At 69.0% G+C, this 23376-nt stretch carries 20 protein-coding genes; 9 read left to right on the top strand and 11 right to left on the bottom strand.

Annotated features, from left to right (window positions below; translation table 11 throughout):
• Positions 1–35: 35 nt before the first annotated feature.
• Positions 36–542 carry a tRNA (adenosine(37)-N6)-threonylcarbamoyltransferase complex ATPase subunit type 1 TsaE gene (tsaE, locus tag ACFJIX_RS26580; RefSeq protein ID WP_377155619.1) on the bottom strand — a complete coding sequence of 169 codons (507 nt, stop codon included), beginning with the start codon at positions 540–542 and terminating at the stop codon, positions 36–38.
• Between the two features lie 95 nt (positions 543–637).
• Between tsaE and queG the strand changes: the two genes are divergently transcribed.
• Positions 638–1717, top strand: coding sequence for a tRNA epoxyqueuosine(34) reductase QueG (gene queG / locus ACFJIX_RS26575; RefSeq protein ID WP_377161997.1), 1080 nt, complete (start codon positions 638–640; stop codon positions 1715–1717).
• On the opposite strand, the gene ACFJIX_RS26570 is transcribed toward queG, so the two are convergent.
• Positions 1695–2576 carry a LysR family transcriptional regulator gene (locus ACFJIX_RS26570; protein ID WP_377155618.1) on the bottom strand — a complete coding sequence of 294 codons (882 nt, stop codon included), beginning with the start codon at positions 2574–2576 and terminating at the stop codon, positions 1695–1697. The two genes, queG and ACFJIX_RS26570, sit on opposite strands and share 23 nt — an antisense overlap.
• 134 nt (positions 2577–2710) lie before the next feature.
• On the opposite strand from ACFJIX_RS26570, the gene ACFJIX_RS26565 reads away from it, so the two are divergent.
• From ACFJIX_RS26565 to ACFJIX_RS26555, 3 genes are all read left to right on the top strand, one after another.
• Positions 2711–3652: an amino acid ABC transporter substrate-binding protein gene (locus ACFJIX_RS26565; protein ID WP_377161995.1), complete on the top strand. Its 942-nt coding sequence runs from the start codon at positions 2711–2713 to the stop codon at positions 3650–3652.
• 18 nt (positions 3653–3670) lie between these two features.
• Positions 3671–4465, top strand: a complete 795-nt coding sequence (locus ACFJIX_RS26560; RefSeq protein WP_377155616.1) for an aspartate/glutamate racemase family protein — start codon at positions 3671–3673, stop codon at positions 4463–4465.
• 103 nt (positions 4466–4568) lie between these two features.
• Positions 4569–7772, top strand: coding sequence for a two-component regulator propeller domain-containing protein (locus ACFJIX_RS26555; RefSeq protein ID WP_377155614.1), 3204 nt, complete (start codon positions 4569–4571; stop codon positions 7770–7772).
• Here ACFJIX_RS26555 and ACFJIX_RS26550 read toward each other — a convergent pair.
• The gene (locus tag ACFJIX_RS26550; RefSeq protein WP_377161993.1) at positions 7756–8373 is read right to left on the bottom strand and encodes a response regulator; all 618 of its coding nucleotides are present in this window, start codon (positions 8371–8373) and stop codon (positions 7756–7758) included. The two genes, ACFJIX_RS26555 and ACFJIX_RS26550, sit on opposite strands and share 17 nt — an antisense overlap.
• A 243-nt stretch (positions 8374–8616) precedes the next feature.
• Here ACFJIX_RS26550 and ACFJIX_RS26545 point away from each other — a divergent pair, with 243 nt between their 5' ends.
• Entirely contained in the window at positions 8617–10329 is a 1713-nt protein-coding gene (locus ACFJIX_RS26545; protein ID WP_377155613.1) for an ATP-binding protein, read from the top strand.
• On the opposite strand, the gene ACFJIX_RS26540 is transcribed toward ACFJIX_RS26545, so the two are convergent.
• The 3 genes from ACFJIX_RS26540 to ACFJIX_RS26530 all read right to left on the bottom strand — a co-directional run bounded on the left by ACFJIX_RS26540 (position 10313) and on the right by ACFJIX_RS26530 (position 12822).
• Complete coding sequence (locus ACFJIX_RS26540) at positions 10313–11302, bottom strand: alpha/beta fold hydrolase (RefSeq protein ID WP_377155611.1); 990 nt, start codon at positions 11300–11302, stop codon at positions 10313–10315. The two genes, ACFJIX_RS26545 and ACFJIX_RS26540, sit on opposite strands and share 17 nt — an antisense overlap.
• 66 nt (positions 11303–11368) lie before the next feature.
• Positions 11369–12022: a hydrolase gene (locus ACFJIX_RS26535; protein WP_377155609.1), complete on the bottom strand. Its 654-nt coding sequence runs from the start codon at positions 12020–12022 to the stop codon at positions 11369–11371.
• The gene (locus tag ACFJIX_RS26530; protein WP_377155607.1) at positions 11983–12822 is read right to left on the bottom strand and encodes a DNA-binding response regulator; all 840 of its coding nucleotides are present in this window, start codon (positions 12820–12822) and stop codon (positions 11983–11985) included. The genes ACFJIX_RS26535 and ACFJIX_RS26530 overlap by 40 nt, the downstream gene beginning before the upstream one ends.
• A 271-nt stretch (positions 12823–13093) precedes the next feature.
• Between ACFJIX_RS26530 and ACFJIX_RS26525 the strand changes: the two genes are divergently transcribed.
• The gene (locus ACFJIX_RS26525) at positions 13094–13735 is read left to right on the top strand and encodes a response regulator transcription factor (protein WP_377155606.1); all 642 of its coding nucleotides are present in this window, start codon (positions 13094–13096) and stop codon (positions 13733–13735) included.
• A 96-nt stretch (positions 13736–13831) separates the two neighbouring features.
• The gene (locus ACFJIX_RS26520; RefSeq protein WP_377155604.1) at positions 13832–14884 is read left to right on the top strand and encodes a proline iminopeptidase-family hydrolase; all 1053 of its coding nucleotides are present in this window, start codon (positions 13832–13834) and stop codon (positions 14882–14884) included.
• A gap of 48 nt (positions 14885–14932) precedes the next feature.
• Here the strand turns inward: ACFJIX_RS26520 and ACFJIX_RS26515 are convergent, their stop codons facing one another.
• A complete protein-coding gene (locus ACFJIX_RS26515) occupies positions 14933–15955 on the bottom strand; it encodes an alpha/beta fold hydrolase (protein WP_377155602.1) in 1023 nt (340 codons plus the stop codon).
• Between the two features lie 277 nt (positions 15956–16232).
• On the opposite strand from ACFJIX_RS26515, the gene ACFJIX_RS26510 reads away from it, so the two are divergent.
• Positions 16233–17210, top strand: coding sequence for a tripartite tricarboxylate transporter substrate binding protein BugE (locus ACFJIX_RS26510; RefSeq protein ID WP_377155601.1), 978 nt, complete (start codon positions 16233–16235; stop codon positions 17208–17210).
• Here the strand turns inward: ACFJIX_RS26510 and ACFJIX_RS26505 are convergent.
• Both ACFJIX_RS26505 and ACFJIX_RS26500 read right to left on the bottom strand, forming a co-directional pair.
• Positions 17197–18747: a methyl-accepting chemotaxis protein gene (locus tag ACFJIX_RS26505; protein ID WP_377155600.1), complete on the bottom strand. Its 1551-nt coding sequence runs from the start codon at positions 18745–18747 to the stop codon at positions 17197–17199. The two genes, ACFJIX_RS26510 and ACFJIX_RS26505, sit on opposite strands and share 14 nt — an antisense overlap.
• 338 nt (positions 18748–19085) lie before the next feature.
• Positions 19086–19274 (bottom strand): hypothetical protein, encoded by a 189-nt coding sequence (locus tag ACFJIX_RS26500; protein ID WP_377155599.1) that lies wholly within the window; start codon positions 19272–19274, stop codon positions 19086–19088.
• A 469-nt stretch (positions 19275–19743) separates the two neighbouring features.
• Here ACFJIX_RS26500 and aceA point away from each other — a divergent pair, with 469 nt between their 5' ends.
• Entirely contained in the window at positions 19744–21042 is a 1299-nt protein-coding gene (gene aceA, locus ACFJIX_RS26495) for an isocitrate lyase (protein ID WP_377155598.1), read from the top strand.
• Positions 21043–21196: 154 nt separating this feature from the next.
• Here aceA and ACFJIX_RS26490 read toward each other — a convergent pair whose 3' ends face one another.
• Complete coding sequence (locus ACFJIX_RS26490) at positions 21197–22081, bottom strand: hypothetical protein (protein WP_377155596.1); 885 nt, start codon at positions 22079–22081, stop codon at positions 21197–21199.
• Positions 22082–23178: 1097 nt separating this feature from the next.
• On the bottom strand, positions 23179–23376 hold the full coding sequence (locus tag ACFJIX_RS26485; RefSeq protein ID WP_377155595.1) for a hypothetical protein: 198 nt from the start codon (positions 23374–23376) through the stop codon (positions 23179–23181).

The following is a 23376-nucleotide window of genomic DNA, read 5'->3' as shown; positions in this document are numbered from 1 at the left end:
TCTGCGTTCATGTGTGGCGGGCGCTTGCCGTCAGATCAGTGGGACGGTCCGGCCAGTTGCCGGTCCAACTCCACCAGCAAATCCTGACCCCGCACCGTGTGCGCTTCAGCCCGAACGTCGCGGCTGTCGTCGTCGTTGACCGTGAGGAACAGCCGCAGGTCCGGCGTCGGCAGCATGCCGGCGGCCTTCTCGGGCCATTCGCTGAGCTTGAGCCCCGGCGCGGCGAACAGGTCGCGGAAGCCCGCGTCCTCCCACTCGCGCGGATCGCTGAAGCGGTAGAAGTCGAAATGATGGGCGGGCAGGCCGCCCAGGCCCGGCGGGGCGTAGTCTTCGACCACGGCGTAACTCGGGCTCTTGATGCGTCCGGTGACGCCCAGCGCGCGGAGCAGATGACGGACCAGGCTGGTCTTGCCGGCCCCCAGGCCGCCGTCGAGTTCAATGCTCAGGTCCGCGATCTGCGGACAGCGGGCCAACGCCTGTGCGAAACGTTCGCAGGCGGCCTCGTCGGGCCAACGGTACGGGCGGGTTTCTAGAATGCTCAACTGCGATGAATTCCCTGGTCAACACGCCACGGCCCGACGCGTCCTCCGATGACCCGTCGAGCCCCTCCCGAGACCCCGACGCGCTGCGTGCGCTGATGGTCGAGGTCCGCGCCTGGGCGCTTGAGTTCGGATTCTCACAGATTGGGGTGGCCCACGTCGATCTGAGCGACGCGGAAGCCGGTTTGCAGGCTTGGCTCGACGCCGGTTTCCATGGCGAGATGCGGTACATGGCCGCGCACGGCCTCAAGCGCGCTCGACCCGCCGAACTGGTGCCGGGCACGATCAGCATCCTGACCGCCCGCATGGACTACCTGCCCGAGGCCGCCGGCGGCGACTGGCAGGACCGCGAATGGGCCGCGATGCGCGACCCGGCGCGCGCGCAGGTCTCGCTCTATGCCCGCGGCCGGGACTATCACAAGGTGCTGCGCCAGCGGCTGCAGCAACTGGCAGACCGTATCCAGGAACGCGTCGGCCCGATGGGGCACCGCGTGTTCACCGATTCCGCGCCGGTGCTGGAGGTCGAGCTCGCCAGCCGCTCCGGCATCGGCTGGCGCGGCAAGCACACGCTGACGCTGCATCGCGACAGCGGGTCGATGTTCTTCCTCGGGGAGATCTACCTGGACCTCGCGCTGCCGACCAGCGAGCCCGTCACCGCGCATTGCGGCCAGTGCCGCGCCTGCCTCGACGCGTGTCCGACCGGGGCGATCGTCGCCCCGTACCGCCTCGACGCGCGGCGCTGCATCAGCTACCTGACGATCGAGCAGGACGGTCCCATCCCGATCGAGTTCCGCGAGGCGATCGGCAACCGCATCTACGGCTGCGACGATTGCCAGCTCGCGTGCCCCTGGAACAAGTTCGCGCGCAGGAACCCGCTGCCGGACTTCGAATGGCGCGAGCCGCTGGGACATGCGTCGCTCCTGGAACTCTTCGCCTGGGACGAGGCGGCCTTCCTCAAGCGCACCGAAGGCTCCGCGATCCGCCGCATCGGCCATGCGCGATGGCAACGCAACATCGCCGTGGCGATGGGGAACGCGCTGAGGCAAGACCTGGCGCCGGCGCTGCGCTCGGAGCTGCTCGCGGCGCTGAACGCCGCGTTGCCGACGGCGACGCCCGTCGTGGCCGAGCACATCGAGTGGGCGCTGGCGCAGGACGCTATTCCTCGATCGCCTGCCTGAACGCCGCGATGAAGTCCGCGACCGGCTGCGGCGAATGCAGCCCTTGCGGCTGGACGGCGCGGACCTCGACCGGCACCTCCGGCAGCAGCGTGCGGATGTGCAGGTCGCCGCCGCTGGCCTGGGCGGTGAAGGAGTCGATGATGGCCGGCCCGAATCCCTGCTCGGCCATCACCATCGCGATGTGGTGCGTCTGCACCGTGATGCCGGCGCGCGGCGACAGCGCCAGTCGCGCCCACTGATCGGCGAGCACGGCGCCCAGCGGATCGTGCTCGTCGATGCGGATGAACGGCTCCCGCAGCAGATCCTGCAGCGCCACCGTCGTGCGACGGTCCGTGCCCGCTTTGCCGCGGGGCGACGCGCAGACCAGCCGCCCGGTGGCGACGAGTTCTTCGGAGAGTGCCGCGTGGGACGGGCGTCCGTACACGATGCCGACATCGCCTTCCTGCAGCAGCATCGCCCGCGCGATGTCGTTCGAATGCAGCGTCCGCACGCTGATCGGCAGATCGCGATAGCGCCGGCGGAAGACCTTCAAGGCGTCGGGCAGGGCCTTCACGGCCAGCGAAGGCACGATCAGGATGCGGAAACCTTGTCCCTCGCCGGTGCCCAGCGCCGTGGCCATGCGCCGCACCGATTCCAGCTGCGACATCAGCGCCTGCACCTCCGGGTAGAGCGCCTGCGCCTCGCGCGTGGGCATCAGGCGCCGCCGTTGCCGCGTGAACAGCGCGTACCCCAGCTGCAGCTCCGCCAGCTGCAGCGACTGGGTCACCGCCGGTTGGGTGACATGCAGCAGCTTCGAGGCCGCGCTCACGGAGCCCGTCAGCATGACCGCGTGGAAGACCTCGATGTGCTTCAGTCGCATGGATGGACATTGCCGACGAACATAAGGCCAGCTTATACGAAGCGGCGCGATCCCGATGCTCGCAAACGGCGATGGCCACTATCGTTGACGCCATGCAAACTTCACTTCTCCCGACAAAGGAATACGCCATGAAGATGCCCGCTCCCCGTGCCGTTGCCGTGTCCTTCGCCTCGACGGCTCCGATCGCGTCGATCGCCGTCTGCGCCTTGACCGCCATGACCGCGTTCATCGCGGGACCCGCCGCGGCGCAGCCCTCGGGCACGCTCGAGAAGGTGAAGTCCTCGGGCGTGATCACCGTCGCGTACCGGGATTCCTCGATCCCGTTCTCCTACCTCGGCGCGGACGGGCAGCCGACCGGTTTCGGCTGGGAGATCTGCGGCAAGGTCGTCGAGCAGGTGAAGAAGGCCACCGGCCGCGCCGACCTGAAGGTGGCCACGCAGTCCGTGACCTCGCAGAACCGCATCCCGCTGCTGGACAACGGCACGATCGACATCGAATGCGGCTCCACCACCAACAACAGCGAGCGCGCGAAGCAGGTGGACTTCGCGATCAACTACTTCTACACGGGCTCCCGGCTGCTGGTGAAGTCGAGCTCGCCGATCAAGACCTTCGCCGACCTGAAGGGACGCAAGGTCGTGTCGACCACCGGCACGACCAACTACCAGGTGATGCGGCGGATGAACCAGGAGCAGAACCTGGGCTTCGAGATGCTCGGCGCCAAGGACCATGCCGACGCCGCGCTGCTGGTGCAGTCGGGCCGGGCCGACGCGTTCGCGATGGACGACATCCTGCTGTACGGGCTGCGCGCCGGGGCGCTCAATCCGGCCGAGCTCGCGGTGGTCGGCGATCCGGTCCAGGTGGAGCCCTACGCGATCATGGTCCGCAAGGACGATGCCGCGTTCAAGAAGCTGGTCGACGCCACGCTGACGGGCCTGATGAAGAGCGGCGAGTTCGAGGCGCTCTACAAGAAGTGGTTCCAGTCGCCGATCCCGCCCAAGGGCATCACGCTGGGCGCGCCGATGAGCCGCGAGCTGCAGGAGAACCTGCAGGCGCTGTCGGACAAGCCCGCGCGCTGATCACGCACTGATCCCGTCATGACGCACACCACACCGCGACCCGCGCGCGGCGAGGGCGGAGCCTTGCCCGCCGCGCCGGGCATCGTCGGCGTCCTCGGCGGCATGGGTCCGCTGGCGACGGTCGACTTCATGCGCAAGCTGCTCGACGCCACGCCGGCCGCCACGGACCAGGAGCACATCCCCGTCGTGGTGAGCAGCATCCCGCAGGTCCCCGACCGCACCGCGGCCTTCCGTGGCGAGGGCGAGTCGCCGCTCGCCGCGATGATCGTCAGCGGCCGTCGCCTGGCCGCGGCGGGCGCGGGCGTGGTCGTCGTGCCCTGCAACACCGCGCACCTGTGGTTCGACGACCTCGAGCAGGCGCTCGGTCTGCCGATGATCCACCTCGTGGATGCCGCGATCGAGGAGGCCCTGGCCCTGGTGCCCGAGGGCGGCAAGGTCGGCCTGCTGGCGACCGATGCCACGCTGGCTTCCGGGCTCTATCTGAACCGCAAGGCGCCGCAGGGAAGGGCGGTGCAGTGGCTGCTGCCGACGGCGGGCGAGATGCTCGAGCTGATCATGCCGGCCATCGCGGAGGTCAAGGCGGGGCAACTCGCGATGGCGGCGCCGCGACTGACCGCGGCCGCGCAGCGCTTGCGGGCACGGGGTGCCCGTGCGCTCGTGCTCGGATGCACCGAGATCCCGCTGGTGCTCGATGAGCAGTCGGCCGGACTGCCGGTGATCGATGCGACTGCGGCGCTGGCGCGTCGCGCCGTGGCCTGGGCGAGGCAGACGGCTCCGCGACGTGAGTCAGTCCCTGTGAGTCAGTCCCTGTGAGTCAGCGGATGTGAGCGAGCATCTGTGAGCCAGTAAAGATAATGGCCCCCTCCCATCCACGGGCCTGTGATTGAAAAGAGCTCTCCAACGGATCGTCCCGCGTTTGCGCCAGACCTTGATCGGCCGGCTGGCCGCGGTCGCCATCGCATGGCTGACCGGCGCCGCCGTCTGGGCCCTGCCGGCGGACTACGGCGTCGACGAGCTGTATCACACCCAGTGGACCGTCCGTGACGGCGTGCCGACCGGCATTGCCGCCATGGTCCAGACCCCGGACGGCTTCCTGTGGCTGGGAAGCCCGGGCGGGCTGTTCCGCTTCGACGGCGTGAGCTTCGAGCGCTTTTCGGGCGTCGACGGCGTCCCGCTCCTGTCCCAGGACATCTACTCCCTGAACGTCGCCGCGGACGGCGCGTTGTGGATAGGGCATCACCTCGGTGGCGTGAGCCGCCTGCAGCAGGGACGGCTGGTCAACCACGGCCCGGATCAAGGCCTGCCGCGATCGTCGGTGAGCGCGTTGGGGCAGGACGGCGACGGCACCATCTGGGCCGGGACCACCCGGGGCCTCTATCGGCTGGAGGGCGGCCGCTGGTCCCCGGCCAACAGCGCCTGGCACGTGCCGACGGAACCCGTGGACGCCCTGGTGCTCGACCGCGACCGCACCTTGTGGGTGATGAGCGCCGACCGGGTCTACTTCCTCCGCAAGGGGGCCGCCCGGTTCGAGACCTTCGCCGCGACCATCCCGAGGAGCGACTACTCGACGCTGGTGCTGCATCCGGACGGCACCGCCATGGTGTGCATGGACACCCGGGTGATGGCGCTGACGTCGCCCGCCTCGTCCCGCGAGCCGGCCGTCATTCCCGGCTGGACGGATCGCCCGGTCGACATCGGTGCCAACCGCTGCGGGTTCGACCGGCAGGGTCAGCTGTGGTTCGGAGGACTCAAGGGCGGCGGACGCTTCCCGGCCGCTCCTGATGCCAGAGCCTCCGCGGCCTCCACGACCGCAGCGACCACCGCGACCATCGCGCGGGTTGCGCGGGCCGCGCGGTCGGAGACTACCGCGCTGATGACGCTCACCGGCACCTCCCTGGCGAAGGTGCTGGAGGACCGCGAAGGCAACATCTGGATAGCCACCCGCAGCGGGCTGGACCGGATCCGCGCGCCCGCGCTGCGCAGGCTGCCGCTGGACGTGGGGGCCATGGAGTACCCGCTGGCCCCGGCCCGGGACGGCGGCGTCTGGATCGGGACCTCGGAAGGCAACCTCTTCCGCTCGTCTCCCGGCGCGCAGGAACAGGTCAGGTCCGATCCGCATTTCCGGGCCGGCATCGACGTCCTCTACACCGACCCGTCCGGCACGCTGTGGGCCGCCGCCGACGATTCGATCCTGGAGCGCCTGCCGGATCACCGCTGGCGCCGGTCGGCGCGCCGCGGGGCCGCGGCCGCAGCCCCGAATCAGCCCGGAACCAACGCCTATTCCAATATCGAGGCGATGACCCAGGATCCGCAAGGCGGCATGTGGGTGTCCGTGCTCCGCGTCGGCGTGTACCGCGTCGTCGGCGACCAGTGGACGCTATGGGGAGGACGCACGGACATGCCCGTCAACAACGTGACGGCCCTGTTCACCGATGCGCGCGGACGGGTGTGGTTCGGTTATGACGACGGCCGGGTCGGCGTGCTCGACGGCGACCGGTTCGCCACCGTCGTGGCGCCCGCGGAAACGCCGCCGCGCCCGGTGCTGGGAGAGGTGTCCGTCTTCGTGCAGCAGGGGGAGACGCTCTGGATCGGTACACAGAAGGGCTTGTGGAGGCTGGATGAGCGTCTGCATGAGCGGCAGGAACAGCGGCTGGCCCTCCAGGCGGTCGAAGGCACGCGGGGGCCGTTCATCGGCGTCGTCGGCATCGTGCCGACCGCTTCCGGGGACCTGTGGCTGAGCACGGTGGAGGGCCCGGTCCGCCTGGACGCGGCCGAGCTGCAGCTGGCCCGCGGGCGTCCCGACCATCGCCTCCGCCACGAGCTGCTCGACTACCTCGACGGCCTGCCCGGCGTGCCCGATGGCGCCGAAGGCAACGACGGCCGGATCTGGTTCGCCACGGTGAACGGCGTCGTGTGGATGGACCCGTCGAAACGACCGCGCAACACGGTCGCCCCCACGGTGGTGGTGAAGGCCATCGTCGCGGACGGTACGCTCCATCCCTTCTCGGCGGATGCACCGACCCGACTGCCGCTGCGCACGCGCGATCTGAAGATCACCTTCACCGCGCCCAGCCTGACGATGCCGGAGCGGGTGCGTTTCCGTTATCGCCTGGTCGATGCGAGCGATGCAGGCGATGCAGGCGCAATGGGTGATTCGGGTGACGCGGGCGCCGGATGGCAGGACATCGGCAATCACCGCGAGGTCTACTTCAAGGACCTGGCGCCGGGCCGGTATCGATTCCAGGTGACTGCCGCCAACAACGACGGCCTCTGGAGCGACACGGGCGCCAGCGTCGAGGTCGTCATCCCGCCCGCCTTCGTGCAGACGCCGTGGTTCATCGCCTTGTGCGTGATCGCGGTGCTTGGCGCGCTGTGGCTGCTGTACCTGATGCGCCTGCGCGCGGTCAACGACCGGCTGCGCCTGCGGCTGGAGGAACGCATGGTGGAACGAGAGCGCATCGCGCGCGAGCTGCACGACACCTTCCTGCAGGCCGTGCAGGGCCTGATGCTGCGCTTCCATTCCGCGATGGAGCGCATCCCCCCGCATGAGCCCGCGCGCGAGCTGATGGAGCACGCGCTGGACAGCGCCGACGACGTGATCGCCGTGGGCCGGGACGCCGTGCTGAACCTGCGCGAGCCGGCGGACCTGTCGATCGACCTGGCCGCGGATCTGCAACTGATCGGCGAACGCTGGTCGCAGGACACCGGCGTCGCCTTCAGGGCCGAGGTGCTGGGCGCCGTGAGGGCCCTCGACCCGATCGTGCTGCAGGAGTGTCAGCGCCTGGCCACCGAGGCCCTGAGCAACGCGTTCCGCCACGCCGAGGCCGCGACCGTGCGGCTGGACATCGCCTACACGCCCCGGTCGTTCTCGCTGCGGGTGTCGGACGACGGACGCGGCTTCGACACCGCGGTCCGGCACGCCGACCGCTGGGGCCTGGTCGGCATGCGCGAACGGGCCGCCCGCCTGCGGGCGATCCTGGAGGTCCGCTCGGACGCCGGCGGCACCGCCGTGCATCTGCGGGTGCCGGGGCGTCTGGCCTACCGGCGGACGCGGCGCGGCTGGCTGCAGTGGCTGACGGGGGCCGGATCACGGCCGCGGCCGGTCAGAGATCCTCGTTGAGGATGCCGCGCCGCATGGCGATGACGACGGCTTGAAGCCGGTCGCTGGCGCCCAGCTTGACCAGGATGTTCTTCATGTGGGTCTTGACCGTCTCCTCCGACACGCCGAGCCGGTCCGCGACCTGCTTGTTGGCGCCGCCCGCGGCCACTTCGCCGAGCACCTCGACCTCGCGCGGCGACAGCGCCTCGTCCGTGACCCGACGGGACAGTTCGAGCGCCACTTCCGCGGCGACGTAGCGCCTGCCGGCATGGACGTCGCGCACGGCGGACACCAGTTCCTTGCGCAAGGTGTTCTTCAACAGATAGCCCCAGGCCCCGATCTTGAGCGCGCGCAGGGCCTGCACGTCGCCGCGGTAGGTGGTCAGCACGACGATGCGCGCCGAGGGCCAGCGCTTCAGGATCTCGCCCATCGCGACCATGCCGTTCATGCGCGGCATCTGCAGGTCCATCAGCGTGACGTCGGGGCGGTGCCGCTCGTACATCGCCACGGCCTCGAGGCCGTCCTCGGCCTCGGCAAGCAGCGTCATGTCCGGCTGTCCCGAGATCACTGCGCCGATGCCGGTGCGGACAATCGGATGGTCGTCGACGACGAGCAGGCGGATCGGGCGCTCGGGGGGAGCCGGGCACGGACGGGGACAGGGACATGGGCGGCGCGCGAGGCGCGGTTCGGAATCAGCGGGCGACCTTACCGCCGGCGTTCCGGCTCGGTCAAGAAAAATGCCGTGCCACTCACTCGATCGAGTGAGTGGGCGATCCCTGCGTGGTGGCTGGCGGCGTCGATACGCGGCTCCTAGAGTTCCCGCCCATCGGGCCGTTCCGGCAGGCCCGCGGGGAGTGGATCATGGATGTCGCGGCGCGGCCTCGCAGGCAGTTCGTCTTCGGGCCCTTCACCCCTGCTGCCTGAACGGCAGCTGCTCCTGAACGGCGGCACGCCATCGAGGATCGGCGGGCGTGCGCTCGACCTCCTCACGGCGCTGGTCGAGCGTCCCGGGGAGATGGTGACCAAACGCGAGCTCATGGCGCGCGCCTGGCCGAGCACGGTCGTCGACGAGAGCAATCTCAAGGTCAACATGGCCGGCCTGCGGCGCGTGCTGGGCGAAGGCGTCGGCGACCCGCGATACATCGCGACGGTCATCGGCCGGGGGTACCGGTTCATCGCCGACGTCCATGTCCCGGGATCGCCGGAACCCTTGCCGAAGGAGGTGGCGCCCTTGCGCAGGCACAACCTGCCGACCGGCACGACACGGGTGGTCGGAAGGGCGGACGCGATCGCCGCCCTGCAGCAGGACCTGCAAGGGTCGCGGCTCCTGTCGCTGCTCGGGCCGGGCGGCATCGGGAAGACGACCGTGGCGCTTGCCGTCGCCCAGGGCGCGCTCCCGTCGTTCAAGGACGGGGCATGGCTCGTGGACCTCGCGCCCCTGAAGGATCCGTTGCTGGTTCCGCATGTCGTCGCGACCGCGATCGGCATGGCGGCGCATTCGGCCGACATGCCGGCCGCACTGTGCGACTGCCTGCGCGACCAGCAACTGCTGCTCGTGATCGACAACTGCGAGCACCTCATCGACGCGGCCGCCGCCTGCGTGAATCGCATCCTGGCGGAAGCGGCCGGCGTGAAGATCCTGGTCACGAGCCGAGAGCCGCTGCTCGTGAAGGGCGAACGCGTGCGCCGGCTGCCCGGTCTGGCGGCGCCGGCCGCCTCCGCGCAGCTGAGCGCCGCGCAGTCCCTGGCGTTCCCCGCCATCCAGCTCTTCGTGGAGCGGGCGACCGAACGCCTGGCATCGTTCGCGCTCAGTGACGGCGATGCGCCAAGGGTGGCCGAGATCTGCCGGCGGCTGGACGGCCTGGCGCTGGCGATCGAATTCGCCGCCACGCGCGTCGATGCGTTCAGCGTCGGCGGCCTGCTCCAGCAGCTCGACGACCGCTTCCGCCTGTTGCAAGGGCGACGCGCCGGCCCCGAGCGGCATCGCACGCTGACCGCGACGCTCGACTGGAGTTACGGTCTGCTGTCGGACGGCGAAGCCGCGCTGTTGCGGGCGGTGTCGGTGTTCGCGGGCGTCTTCGACAGCGAGGGCGCCGCGGCCGTCGCGGATCTGCCGGGCGCGGAGGCCGCGGAGGGACTGGCGCAACTCGCCGCCAAGTCGCTGCTGGCGGCGGACCTGGACGCGTCCGGCGTGGCCTATCGCCTGCTCGAGACGACGCGGACCTATTGCATCGAACGACTGCGGGCCGCCCGCGAGGAGCCGGCCGTGCGCGGACGCCATGCGCGCTACCTGTGCGCGACGCTCGAGCGCGCCGGCGCCGAATGGGCGAAGCGGCCCGCGGACGATTGGGCCGCGGCCGACGGACGTTCCATCGACGATCTGCGCGGCGCGCTGGCCTGGGCCGCCGCGGACGCGGAGCATGAGTTCACCGAAGGATTCGCGACGCGGGATCTGATGAGCGCCGCCGAGCTGCTGAGCGAGCTCGGCGGCGCCAGCGATGCATCGACTGCGCCGACGGCATCGGAGACGTCAATGACGTCGATGACGTCGACGCCTTCGCTTACTTCGACGCCTTGACGTTCTTCTGCAGGAAGGTGCGCATCAGCCCGGCGATCTTCTCGCTCTCCTCCTCGAGCGCGAAGTGGCCGGTGTCGAGCAGGTGCAGCTCCGCCTTGGGCAGGTCACGCAGATAGGGGTGGGCGCCGGCGGGCGGGAAGATCTTGTCGCCCTTGCCCCAGACGATCAGCATGGGCGGCTGATGCTTGCGGAAATAGGCCTGCCAGGACGGGTACAGCGGCGGGTTCGTCCCGTAGCTGTAGAACATCTCGAGCTGGATGTCCTTGTTGCCCGGCCGGTCCATGTAGAACTGGTCCGTGGCCGCGGCGTCGGGGCTGATGTGGGCCGCGTCGCGGTAGCCCTCCGCGTACTGCCACTTCGTCGCGGACAGCTCGAACAGGCCGCGCAGCTTGTTGCCGTTGGCCACGGACTTGTCGGCCCAGTAAGCCTTGGCGGGGACCCAGAACTCGTTGTCCAGACCTTCGTCGTAGGCGTTGCCGTTCTGGACCACGATCGCGGTGATGCGCTCGGGATGCGCGGCCGCGAGGCGGTAGCCGATCGGCGCGCCGTAGTCCTGCACGTACATCGCGTAGTGCTTCGCGCCGACGGCCTCGGTGAACTTGTCGATGACCTTGGCGAGGTTGTCGAAGCTGTACTGGAACTTGTCCATGGCCGGCATGTCGCTCTGACCGTAGCCGGGGTAGTCGGGTGCGATCACGCGGTAGCGATCGGCCAGGCGCGGGATCAGGTTGCGGAACATCTGCGACGAGGTCGGGAAGCCGTGCAGCAGCAGCAGCACCGGCGCATCCTTCGGACCCGCTTCGCGGTAGAAGATGTTGAGGCCGTCGATCTTCACCGTGCGATAACTGACCGCCGCCGTGCTGGCGACGTTCGTCGCTTCCTTGGCGGCGGAGGGGGCGGCCTGGACGCCGTGCGGCGCGAACGCCAGCAGCAGCGATGTCGCCAGGGCCCAGGCGTGGGCGGAGTGCTTCATGGGAAACCTTTCAGGGTTGAAGGAAAGAAGGGAGAAATGAAGAAGGGGTGGATGGGGGGACGCGCGTCAGCCCTCGGTCGCGCCGAACATCGCGTTGGCGTAGGCGATGCCCACGCCGTACGCGCCGGCCAGTTGCCGGGCGATGCCGGTAGTGAGTTCGTAGGTCTCGGCGCGGCCCCAGTCGCGCTGCAGTTCGAGCAGGTACTGCAGCGAGGTCATCGGCTGCGCGCCTGCTTGCACCATGCGGGCGACGGCGCGCTCATGGGCCTCCGCGGTGACGTCGCCGCAGGCGTCGGTGAGCACGTGGACGTCGAATCCCTGTTCCAGCGCGGACAGCGCCGGCCCCACGATGCACACGGAGGTCCACAGGCCCGCAAGGACCACGCGCGGCTTGCCGATGGCGTTGAGGGTGCGGACGACGTTGGCGTCCTCCCAGCAGTTCATCGTGCTGCGGTCGATCAGTTCCTGGGCGGGGAAGGCGTCGGTGACCTCGTCGAACATCGGGCCGGAGAAGCTGCGCGCCGCGACGGTCGTCAGGATCGTGGACACCTTGAAGCCGGCGGCGGCGCGGGCCACGATGGCGGCGTTGTTGCGCAGGCTCACGCCGTCGATGGACTGCGTGGCGAAGGCCATCTGCGCCTGGAAGTCGATCAGCACCAGGGTGTGATCGGTCGGCGTGATCAGGCGGGATGCAGCGCTGGCGGTGGCGGTGATGGGCATGGGGCCTCCTCGGAGAAAGTCGGGGTTGCGTAACGAGTCCCCAGTCTCGGAAGAAGGGCGCCCGGCGCCAACGCACGTGCGGTCATGCTCGGCTCGTCCATTCGGACAGGTGCGCCGTCCGCGGGGCTGGGTCGCGTGAGCAGTCCGCGCTCCGAGGCGATCCACAGGGCCTCGGTGCGGCACCGGGCGCCGAGCTTCGAGAAGAGCGTGCGCAGGTGCGCCTTCACCGTGCCCTCGGAGATCGCCAGCGAGCGCGCCATCTCCTTGTTGCTCAGGCCGCGCAGGACGAGCGCCAGCACCTCGCGCTCGCGCAGGGTCAGGGTGGGTTGATCCAGCCTGTCGGCCAAGCGCAGCGAGGCCGCCGTGCAGAGATGGCGATGACCCGCCGCCACGGCCCTGACGGCCCGGACGATCTCGTCGCGACCACAGCTCACCATCACATAGCCCCGGATGCCGGCCTCCACGGCGCCGCGCACGTCGAGCGTCTGGCCGTCCATCGCGACGATCAGCGTCTGCGTGCGGGGCGATGGGCCGGAGGGCGGCGCGGCCGCGTGCTGCCAGGCCTGTCGCACCGTGCGTTGCATGGCTCGCGCCGGGTCGAGGACGAGCACGTCCGGCGCCCCCTGCGGCGCGGGTGGATGCGCGGTGTCATGGGACGACGGCCTCAGCTCGAATTCGGGCCACGCGCCGAGGATCTGACGAAGTCCCGCTTCAACGACCGGCACCTCGTGGGAGAGCTCGATCACGGTGGGTCTTGCGGACATCGCAGCGCTAGGAGGGAAGGGGGGGCGTTGATCCACGCGGGTCTCCTGCGGATGGCGGTGAGACGAGTATGGAAGGTGGAAGCCCGGTGGACACGGCGTGAACGCCGCGTCTCACCTCGTTTCACCATGATTAACCGGGAGCGGTGGCGGCCGCGCATGACCTGGCACCTTCGACGTTTCCCGGTGAAAAACGATGGACCGTCGTGCACCGCGGCTTATGGTTCTTAACCGGAACTAACTCGACGCCCCATCGTCCTTGGGTCGACGATGACGGCCAGTCGTGCCGGTGCACGAACAGGAGTTCATCATGGTTCGTGCCCCCTCCGGTCTGCTGAGAGTCGCCGTCGATCACGAGGAGCCGCTGCTCGCGATGGGTCTTCGCGCCGCGCTGCATCGCGCCCCCCACCTGCAGCTGATGCAGCCGGGCGAAGCGCTCGACGGGCTGCCGGCTCAGGTGCTCGTGACGGATTGGTCGAGGGGCGTGCAAGGGCTGTCGGCGAGCCGCGCCGATCCGCAGCGTGCCGCGAGCGTGCTGGTCGTCTCGTCGCAGGCGCGCGAGCAGCCGATGCTGTCCGCGCTGCGTCGAGGGCTGGGCGGCGTGCTGCTGGCGTCCTGCACTGAAACCGAACTGCTGCTTGCCGTGGACGCGCTCGCGGCCGGCCGCAGCTATGTGTGCGCGGAGGTGGCGCAGCGGGTCGCCGCCAACTTCTCGCGCGAGCCGCTGACCTGCCGCGAGGAGACCGTCCTCCAGCTGCTGGCGCGCGGGCAATGCAACAAGTCCATCGCGACCAACCTCGGCATCGCGCCGGGCACGGTCAAGAGCCACGTCAAGGCCATCCTCGGCAAGCTCGCCGCGTCCACGCGCACCGAGGCCGCGAGCATCGCGGCGGAGCTTGGCATCGTCGAGTTCACACGGTCGCCGCGGTATGAGCTCGCCTCGCTGAATTGATGCCATCCACGCAGCGGCGCGACGCCTCCTGGCGCGCGTCCTCCTGACGCGAGGGCGCCTCCTGCCCGCTAGGGCATTTTTCACTGGAGAACCTCCATGACTGACAGAAGAAGTTTCCTGGCCGCCGGTGCCGCTGCTGCGACGGCGGTCACTGCGGCCACCAGCGCGCTGGTCGTCTCCACGGGCGCGGCGGCGGCCACCGCAGCGGCGCGCGGCGCCGACATCGCGGCCCGCGTGCCGGACGGGCTGAACCCCGTGGGCGTGCGCACGGCCGGCGTGCGGCTGGTGCCGGTGGTCGGCGGCAAGTACAAGGTCTGGACCAAGCGCGTCGGCAGCGGCAAGACGAAGATCCTGTTGCTGCACGGCGGCCCGGCGTTCTCGCACGAGTACCTGGAAGCGATGGCGGCCTTCCTGCCGGATGCGGGCTACGAGATCTATTTCTACGACCAGCTCGGCGTCAACAACTCGGACCAGCCCGAGGACCCGACGCTATGGACCCTGCCGCGATATCTGGAGGAAGTGGAAGAGGTGCGCCTGGCGTTGGGCCTGGAGCAGTTCGTGCTGTTCGGCCACTCGTGGGGCGGGCTGCTCGCGATGGAGTACGCGCTCAGGCATCCCCGGGTGTTGAAGGGCCTGGTCGTCTCCAACATGGTCGCGGGCATGCAGGCCTACCTGAAGCATGTGAACCACCTGAAAGAGACGCTGCTCCCCGCGCCACTGCTGCAACGGCTCAACGTCCTCGAGGCCGCACGGGACTTCGACAACCCCGAGTACGAGCAGATCATCCTGACCCATCTGTACACGAAGATCATCTGCCGGCTCGACCCCTGGCCCGATGCGCTGATGCGCAGCTTCAAGCACCTCAACAAGGCGATCTATGTGCAGATGCAGGGGCCCAGCGAATTCGAGGTGAGCGGAAACCTGAAGGACTGGTCCTTGTGGGACCGGCTCAGGGACATCCGCACGCGCACGCTGCTGCTGGGCGCGCGGCACGACACGATGGATCCCGAGGACATCCGTCGCATGGCCACGCTGATGCCCGACGCGAAGGCGGCGATCTGCCCGAACGGCAGCCACCTCGCGATGTGGGACGACCAGGCGGTGTACTTCGGCCACCTGCTGCGCTTCCTCGCGTCGCTCAGGACTTGAGCCGGGGTCATGGCCGATCGCCTCGCGGCGACCGGCCGGGGCGTCGGCTCAGCGCGGCGCGGGTCGAGGGATGTGGCGATCGAGGAAGTCCAGCATCCGCCGGGCGACCTCGTCGCCGTGGGAGACCAGGGCGAAGTGCCCCGCGCCCTCGATCAGATGGACCTCGGCCCGAGGCAGATCCCGCTGGAAGGCCGTCGCGCCTGCGGGCAGGAAGAACGGGTCGTTGGCCCCCCAGACGGCGAGCAGCGGCGGCTGGTGCTTGCGGAAGTAGTCCTGGAGGGTCAGGTATTGCTTCAGGTTGGAGCGGTAGTCGAGCAGCACGGCCAGCTGGATGTCTTCCTGGCCCGGGCGATCGAGGAAGAGCTGGTCCAGCAGGTAGTTCTCGGGCGCGATGCGGTCAGGCTGGCTGACGCCCTCCAGGTACTGCCACTTCGTCGTCTCCCGCTTGAACAGGCCGCGCAGCGGCTCTCGGTTGGCGGGGGACGGATCCGACCAGTACTTGCGCATCGGCGCCCAGCCGGGGCTCAGACCTTCCTCGTAGGCATTGCCGTTCTGCGACACGATGGCAGTGATGCGCTCGGGGTGCGCGACCGCCAGCCGCCAGCCGATGGGCGCGCCGATGTCGAAGACGTAGAGCGCATGGCGCTGGAGCTGGCGGGTCTCGGCGAAGCGTTCGACCACGCGCGCCAACTCGTCGAAGGTGTAGCCGAACGAGGCGCCGGCCTTCACCTCGGTCAGGCCATAGCCGGGGATGTCCGGCGCGATCACGCGGTAGCGCCGCGCGAGCTTGGGGATCAGCTCGCGAAACAGGTGGGACGAACTGGGGAAGCCGTGCAGCAGCAGGATCGCGGGCGCATCGGCCGGACCGGCTTCCCGATAGAAGACACGGTGTCCGTCGACATCGGCGAAGTCGTGCCGCACGACGATCGACGCCTCGGACGAAGGCGGTGATGGCAGCGCCTCGGAGGCCTGCGGCGGTGCCGCGATCGCGCCTGCGCAGAACACCAGCGCCGCGAGTGCCAGCCAGCGGGCGTGAGCGGATGAACAGGGATGAGGAGGGGCGGTGCGCATGGAGGGACCTTTCGTTGCCGCATGGCAATCAGCGGCGCGCAGCCAAGGTACTTCCTCCTGTCGTCAGCGGGGGTTGGCTGTGGTTAAACGTGGTGAAGCCTCCCGCTGCGGGGGCTCGCCTGGTCACATCGGAACTCCCGAACGCAGCCTCAGACCGCGCCAGGGGTTTCCCGCTCCTGTGACGAGGTCTCTACGTAGTTCCGCTAGGCCGGGCCAGCCGGCACATACTTAAGCTGTTCCGATCACGTTACCTATTGTTCAAAAGACGAGGAGCCCAATGAACCGTCGCTCGATCCTCCAACACGGCCTGCTGCTGAGCACGCTGTCGCTGTCCTGCGCCGCGGCGCTGGCCCAGTCCTATCCGACCAAGCCGGTCAAGCTGGTGGTGCCGTTCGCGCCGGGCGGCACGACCGACATCGTGGCCCGCGTCGTCGCGCAGCACATCAACGGGCCGCTGGGCCAGACGATGATCGTCGAGAACAAGGCCGGCGGCGGCGGCATCATCGGCGCCAACGACACCGCCAAGTCCGCGCCCGACGGCTACTCCCTCGGCGTCGCGACCGTGTCCACCACGGCCACCAACCCCGCGATCAATCCCAAGACGCCGTACAACCCGCTGACGGACTTCACGCCCATCATCAACCTCGCGGCCACGCCCAACGTGATCGCCGTGCATCCGTCCTTCCCGGCCAAGGACTACAAGGCCTTCGTCGCCGAACTGAAGAAGAACCCCGGCAAGTACAGCTACTCGACCTCGGGCACCGGCGGCATCGGCCACCTGCAGATGGAGCTGTACAAGAGCCTGACCGGCGTCTTCGTCACGCACATCCCGTACCGCGGCGCGGGCCCCGCGCTGAACGACACCGTCGCCGGCCAGGTGCCGATGATCTTCGACAACCTGCCGTCGGCGCTGCCCTTCATCAAGGACGGCCGCCTGGTCGCGATCGCCGTCGCGGCGCCGCAGCGCCTGGCCGTGCTGCCCAACGTGCCGACCTTCAAGGAGCTCGGCCTCGAGCCCGTGAACCGCATGGCCTACTACGGCATCCTCGGCCCGAAGAACCTGCCCAAGGAAGTCGTGGCCAAGATCAACGAGGCCGCGCGCAAGACCGTCGAGATGCCCGAGGTCAGGAAGCGCATCGAGGAGACCGGCTCGATCGTGATCGGCAATACGCCCGAGCAGTTCACCGAGCAGATCAAGGCCGAGTACGCGGTCTACAAGAAGGTCGTCGAGCAGCAGAAGCTCAAGCTCGACTGATCCGGAAGACCCGCACCGCGTCGACCAGGCCCAGCGCCTGGCCGCGCAGGCTGGACGCCGCGCTGGCGATCTCCTCGACCATCGCGGCGTTCTGCTGTGTGGCGGCGTCCATCTCGCTGACCGCGCTGGACACCTGCGACACGCCCGTCGCCTGCTCGGCGCTGGCGACGCTGATCTCGCCCACGATGCGGTTGACCTGGGCGATGGCCTGAACCACCTCGTTCATCGTGTCGCCCGCGCGGTTCACCAGCCCGGTGCCGGCTTCGACCTGCTCCATGCTGGCCGCGATCAGCGACTTGATCTCCTTGGCCGCGGCCGCCGAGCGGCTCGCCAGCGTGCGCACCTCCGAGGCGACGACCGCGAAGCCGCGGCCCTGCTCGCCGGCGCGCGCCGCCTCGACCGCCGCGTTCAGCGCCAGGATGTTGGTCTGGAACGCGATGCCGTCGATGGTGCCGATGATGTCGGCGATCTTGCGCGAGCTGTCGTGGATGCCCTGCATGCGCGTGACGACCTCCGCCACGACCTGGCCGCCGCGCGCCGCCACCGAGGACGCCGCCACCGCGAGCTTGTTCGCTTCTCCCGACGACTGGGCCGTGTGCCCGACGGTGCCGCTGAGCTGTTCCATCGTGCTGGCCGCGCGCTGCACGTTGGACGCCGTCTGCTCGGTGCGCTGGCTCAGGTCCTGGTTGCCCGCCGACACCTCGTGGCAGGCGTTCTGGATGTTCTCCGAGGACTCGCGCACCTGCGAGATCGCCGTCTGCAGGCTGGTCCGCATGCGCTCCAGGGCGCCGACCATCGCGCCGATCTCGTCCTTGCCCTGCGGGGGCGCGGCGCGGGTGAGGTCGCCTTCGGCCACGGCCTCGACCAGCCGCACCGCTTCCGACAGCGGCTTGGTCACCGAGCGCGTCAACGCCCACGCGAACAGCGTGCCCGCCAAGATCGCCAGCAGGCCCATCACCGTGATGCGGGTCTGCGCGCGCTGCGTCACGTGGTCGACCTCCGCGGCCATCTCGTCCAGCGTCTGCTGCTGGAACTTCAGGTAGCCCGTCATCTTCAGGAGATAGGCCTCGGCCTGCGGACGGAACTGGTCGTTGAGCAGCCGCTCGGTGGCGTCGGTGTCGCCGCTCTTCTTGAGCTCGGCGATCTTGTTGCGCGTCGCGATGTAGGCCTGGCGCGCCTCGGTCAGCTCGGCGACGACCTTCTTCTCGGCGTCGCTCTTGGGCAGCTCGTCGAGCGCCTTGACGATCTCGTTGCCGCGCGCGGTGGAGATCTTCACGTCGCCGGCGAAGTAGTCGGCCAGCGAGGCGTCCGTGCTCTTGGCGATGGCGGTGTAGCGCTTCACGCCGACGATGGTCAGCATGTACCACTCGCTCACCAGGCGCTCCTTCTGCAGCGGCACCGCCATCATGGTGCGGGTGGCGTCGGCGGTCCGGTTCAGTCCCAGCCAGCCGACGGTCATCAGCGCCGCCACCAGCAGCAGCACCACGCCGAAGCCCGTTGCCAGCCGCACCGACAGGCGCATGTCATTCAGTTTCACAGCATCTCCCCAGTCTCGACTTCCGTCATGGCGGAAGCCAGTTGTCATACAACGCCGTGGCCGATGGATCATCGGTGTGCGCTCTTAACGCCGCACCAACAGGCTTGCTGACGCGTGCATGGGAAGGACTGTAGAAGCTAGTTGTCTGACAACGTGCGGGGTGAATCGGCGCGAACGTGCAGTTGTGCCCGGCGATGCGCGATGAAACATCGCCATGTCACCAAAGAACAGGGGCGCACGGAGCGCCCCCTTGTCAGCGTGGCCGGATAGCGCCGGATGCGGGCGACAGGTGGTCAAGAGACCGCTGTCGCCACATCCGCCGCACCGCCGGATGCGGATCAGCCGCCGAACAGCTTGCCCAGTCCCAGCGAGTTGGCCGCGCCGCCCAGCAGGCCGCCGGTCAGGCTGTTGGCGATGCCGCCGATGCCCGACAGCAGGCCGCCGCCGCCTGCGGAACCCGAACCCTTGTTGCCGCCGACGCCGCCCAGCAGGCCCGGAAGCACAGCACTTGCAATTGCACCAATCATCGTTTTTCCTTGAAAACCGCCGCGCGATCGGGAGGTCGCCACGGTGCCGCGGAGCACGACCGGTGTCCCGGCGCGCGGCGGCCTGAAATCAGGTCGCGGCACGAAAGCTCTAGTGCGGTGGGCGGACTCAAAGGGTCGACCATCGAATTGCGACTGAGCGACGACCGCCTGCTGCAAATGAGGGAGTGACTCCTTCATTTGCAATGAATCCGTCCGCGCGGTGCATCGATGGATTTCAAATTATGAAAAGAACTTGCCGGCATGCAAAAAACTGACGTGCTGCAGTGCCGCAAGATTTCTCATCATGGAAGAGCTGTTCTCACGATCCGGTTTATGTTTTGCAAGTTATTGATTTAAAAGGATTAAAAAATCAGTCTTATATAAGACATCGCCTCACACGCCGGAGGTCCAGGCGTCTAGATTTGAGCCATCGGTTTTGCAACTTCACTCGAACCACCAGGAGCTCACCATGACGACCTTGACCCGCGAACAGCAGATTGCCGCCCTCGAGAAGGACTGGGCGGAGAACCCCCGGTGGAAGGGCGTCCAGCGCGGCTACTCGGCGGCCGACGTGGTCCGCCTGCGCGGCTCCATCAACATCGAGCACACGCTGGCCAAGCGCGGCGCCGAGAAGCTGTGGAACCTCGTGAACACCGAGCCCTTCATCAACTCGCTGGGCGCGCTGACGGGCAACCAGGCCATGCAACAGGTCAAGGCCGGCCTGAAGGCGATCTACCTGTCCGGCTGGCAGGTCGCCGGCGACGCCAACAGCAATGGCGAGATGTACCCCGACCAATCGCTGTACTCGGTGGACTCGGTGCCGAAGGTCGTCAAGAAGATCAACGCCACCTTCAAGCGCGCCGACGAGATCCAATGGAGCGAAGGCAAGAGCGACATCGACTACTTCGCCCCCATCGTCGCGGACGCGGAAGCCGGCTTCGGCGGCGTGCTGAACGCCTTCGAGCTGATGAAGGCCATGATCGAGGCGGGCGCTTCGGGCGTGCACTTCGAAGACCAGCTGGCCGCCGCGAAGAAGTGCGGCCACATGGGCGGCAAGGTGCTGGTGCCTTCGCGTGAAGCGGTGGCCAAGCTGGTCGCCGCGCGCCTGGCCGCCGACACGATGGGCGTGCCGACCGTTTTGCTGGCCCGCACCGACGCCGAGGCCGGCGACCTGGTGACCAGCGACATCGACGACAACGACAAGCCCTTCTGCACCGGCGAGCGCACCGTCGAAGGTTTCTTCCGCACCCGCAACGGCCTGGAGCAGGCCATCAGCCGCGGCCTGGCCTACGCGCCGTACGCCGACATGATCTGGTGCGAAACGGGCAAGCCGGACCTGGCCTTCGCCAAGGCCTTCGCCGAAGCCATCCACGCGAAGTTCCCGGGCAAGCTGCTGGCCTACAACTGCTCGCCGAGCTTCAACTGGAAGAAGAACCTGGACGACGCCACGATCGCCAAGTTCCAGCGCGAGCTGGGCGCGATGGGCTACAAGTTCCAGTTCATCACGCTGGCCGGCTTCCACAGCCTGAACTACTCGATGTTCAACCTGGCCTACGGCTATGCGCGCAACAACATGAGCGCCTTCGTCGAGCTGCAGGAGGCGGAATTCGCCGCCGCCGAGAAGGGCTTCACCGCGGTGAAGCACCAGCGCGAAGTGGGCACCGGTTACTTCGACGCGGTCACCACCACGATCGAGGCGCAGGCGTCGACCGCGGCGCTGAAGGGGTCGACGGAGGACGAACAGTTCTTCGACGCGAAGCACGGCTGATCGCCGCGCCGAGGCCCCGTCGTGGCGGGGCCCGTGAACCGGAAAGGGCTGCTGGGAAGCAGCCCTTTTTTCGTCGCTCCGATGGCGCCGGTCGTGTCCGGTCCGCCGCTCTAGTTGCTGTTGCCGCTCCTGTCGCTCCTGTCGCGCATGTCGCTCAAGTCGCTCGCATTGCTGGGGGCGTGGGCCCGTGTCGGGCGGCGCGGTCCCGCTTCACGTGCGCCAGGTCGGTCAGGGCCTCGCGGCTGTCGGCGCGTCCGAAGCGGTCCACCGCCTGGAGGTGGCGCGCGAGGATCTCGTTGTGCCGTCGCCGCTGGATGGCCCGGGCCTCGGGATCGGCGGCCAGGTACCGCGCGAAGCGTTCATCGTCAGTCAGCGTCTTCAGCCGGCGCCCGGTCGCGTCATGGAACAGCGCCTGCGTCGCCGGATCCCGGCGGCGTGCCAGATCGCGGGCCGTGGCGAAGAACACCTCCTGCCGGAAAGACTTCAGCGCGGTGATGGCGGCGCTGGCCGGGTGCTGCCGCAGCTCGCCTGCCCACTGTTCCTGAGGCGCGAATCCGGTCTCCCCGCCGCGGGACTTCGGATCGCGCCGACGGCGCGCCAGCGAGGCCCGGTCCTGGTGACCCTCGAACCGGTCCGCGACCTCCCGCAAGACCTGGCCCAGCGTTCCTTCGCGCAAGCGCGGCCCGAGGTTGCCCAGGCGCATCGCCGCCTTCATCGACGCCGGCGCCTGTTCGCCGAGATAGCCGTCCCGATGCGCCTCGTTGATGCCGGCGCCCACGCTGCCGCCCAGCGTGAGGGCGATGCCCGGAACCGCCAGCGCCAGGGCCACGGGCGGGCAGGCGAAGGTCGACACGGAGGCGCCCAGCATCAGTCCCTGGCCCGCGCTCAGCATCGCGTCGCACGCCTGGCTCCTGGCGCTGTCGGCCAGCCGGAACCGCGCGTCCCGCGCATACAGCGTCGGAACGCGTTCGGGCAGGTCGGCGGCGATCGCCTGCAAGGCGTCCCGGTCGCGGCGGATCTGGCGGTGCTGCGCGGGCATGGAGGCGTCCGTTCACGACGCCCGACAGGCCCTGGGCCAACTGGGCGCCCATCATGATGCCGCCAGTCGCCGCCCCGAGGGCGTGATGGGCCGCTTCGGCGGCCACCTGCCTGGACACGCTCCCCGCGGCCTGCGCCGCCACCGCGCCGGCGGAGGCCGCCGACTTGCCCATGGAGGCCACCATGCCGGCCGCCATGCCCGGCATGCCGATGCCCGTCAGCAGCCTGACGGTCCGGGTGCGTTTGGCCACCTGCCGCTCGCCTTCGCACTTGCGCAGCAGATGCGATTGATAACTCGTCTCCTCGGTGTCCAGCCGCCAGTGGCGTGCCAGGCGCTCGGCGATGATGTCGGCGGCCCGCTTGTTGAAGGCGTCGCTCAGCACGCCGTTGCCCGGGGTGTGATGCCGCTTGCTGGTCAGGTTGTGCTTCAGCAGCGAGAGGAGACCCTTGTCGCGATGCCGTCGACGCGCCTCGAATCGCTCGACGCCCTGCGCGTGCAGGTCGATGAGCGGCTGCAGCGCGGCTTCCGATTCGCCGGTGTCGGCGCCGTTGCCGACGCTGTTGCCGTGCCTCAATGCGTCGATCAACCGCTGCTGCTGGTCCAGGGTGCGCCGCACACTGTCGGGATAGCCCTGCGCGTAGCCCGCGCGCGCCGATCTGACCGCGCCCACCGCGGCGGCGGCGACCAGCGGGAAGAAGGCGGCCAGCAGCCCCATCTCCGCGTAGGGCGCCTGGGCCCGGGACATCGCCGTCGGAATGCCGCTCGCGATGTCGTCCGGGCCGTCGAGGTTGCGAACGCGCGCCAGCATCCGCAGCAGCGGCAGGAAGCCGGATCCGGAAAAGTCGTCGATCACCTGGGGACGCGACGAGAGAAAGCGGTGACCCAAGGTGACGCTCACCGGATCGTCCGGCGGCAGCGACGGGCCGCTCGTAACGCCGAGCGGGAACAGGCCAGTCATGGTGTGTCTTCCGAAGGGGACCACACCGTGCGGCAGTGGCCGGTCGCAGTCCCGGTTCATGGATCGGGTGGGTGCAGACCTGGCTCGTTGCGATGGCTGGGTGCGAGGCTGCCGATGAGCAGCCCCGTGCTGGTTGCGGTCAGCGCCTTTGGAGGAAAGTCGAAGGCACGCTGGCGCCCGCGTTCTGCATCAGGCTGGGCGCGACGGCGCCGGCGAGGTCGCCGGCCATCATGCCGGCCCGTGGCCCGGCAACTTTGGAGACGCCCTTCTGGACGAGACCGCCGACAAGCGACGAGACGGCGGGAGCGAGCACGGTGGCGAGGAGGGGAAGAGGCAT

Source organism: Roseateles sp. UC29_93, assembly GCF_042695725.1.
In the GTDB taxonomy this organism is placed as follows: domain Bacteria; phylum Pseudomonadota; class Gammaproteobacteria; order Burkholderiales; family Burkholderiaceae_C; genus Roseateles; species Roseateles noduli_A.
The sequence above is the reverse complement of the archived record's forward strand: the minus strand, read 5'-3'. Positions and strand labels throughout refer to the sequence as shown.

What these genes read in the sequence shown, in the direction of transcription:
- queG (WP_377161997.1), top strand. Translation starts at nt 638, where the DNA reads ATGGTCGAGGTCCGCGCCTGGGCGCTTGAGTTCGGATTCTCACAGATT.
- ACFJIX_RS26570 (WP_377155618.1), bottom strand. Translation starts at nt 2,576, where the DNA reads ATGCGACTGAAGCACATCGAGGTCTTCCACGCGGTCATGCTGACGGGC.
- ACFJIX_RS26565 (WP_377161995.1), top strand. Translation starts at nt 2,711, where the DNA reads ATGCCCGCTCCCCGTGCCGTTGCCGTGTCCTTCGCCTCGACGGCTCCG.
- ACFJIX_RS26560 (WP_377155616.1), top strand. Translation starts at nt 3,671, where the DNA reads ATGACGCACACCACACCGCGACCCGCGCGCGGCGAGGGCGGAGCCTTG.
- ACFJIX_RS26545 (WP_377155613.1), top strand. Translation starts at nt 8,617, where the DNA reads ATGTCGCGGCGCGGCCTCGCAGGCAGTTCGTCTTCGGGCCCTTCACCC.
- ACFJIX_RS26540 (WP_377155611.1), bottom strand. Translation starts at nt 11,302, where the DNA reads ATGAAGCACTCCGCCCACGCCTGGGCCCTGGCGACATCGCTGCTGCTG.
- ACFJIX_RS26535 (WP_377155609.1), bottom strand. Translation starts at nt 12,022, where the DNA reads ATGCCCATCACCGCCACCGCCAGCGCTGCATCCCGCCTGATCACGCCG.
- ACFJIX_RS26525 (WP_377155606.1), top strand. Translation starts at nt 13,094, where the DNA reads ATGGTTCGTGCCCCCTCCGGTCTGCTGAGAGTCGCCGTCGATCACGAG.
- ACFJIX_RS26520 (WP_377155604.1), top strand. Translation starts at nt 13,832, where the DNA reads ATGACTGACAGAAGAAGTTTCCTGGCCGCCGGTGCCGCTGCTGCGACG.
- ACFJIX_RS26515 (WP_377155602.1), bottom strand. Translation starts at nt 15,955, where the DNA reads ATGCGCACCGCCCCTCCTCATCCCTGTTCATCCGCTCACGCCCGCTGG.
- ACFJIX_RS26510 (WP_377155601.1), top strand. Translation starts at nt 16,233, where the DNA reads ATGAACCGTCGCTCGATCCTCCAACACGGCCTGCTGCTGAGCACGCTG.
- ACFJIX_RS26500 (WP_377155599.1), bottom strand. Translation starts at nt 19,274, where the DNA reads ATGATTGGTGCAATTGCAAGTGCTGTGCTTCCGGGCCTGCTGGGCGGC.
- aceA (WP_377155598.1), top strand. Translation starts at nt 19,744, where the DNA reads ATGACGACCTTGACCCGCGAACAGCAGATTGCCGCCCTCGAGAAGGAC.
- ACFJIX_RS26490 (WP_377155596.1), bottom strand. Translation starts at nt 22,081, where the DNA reads ATGCCCGCGCAGCACCGCCAGATCCGCCGCGACCGGGACGCCTTGCAG.
- ACFJIX_RS26485 (WP_377155595.1), bottom strand. Translation starts at nt 23,376, where the DNA reads ATGCCTCTTCCCCTCCTCGCCACCGTGCTCGCTCCCGCCGTCTCGTCG.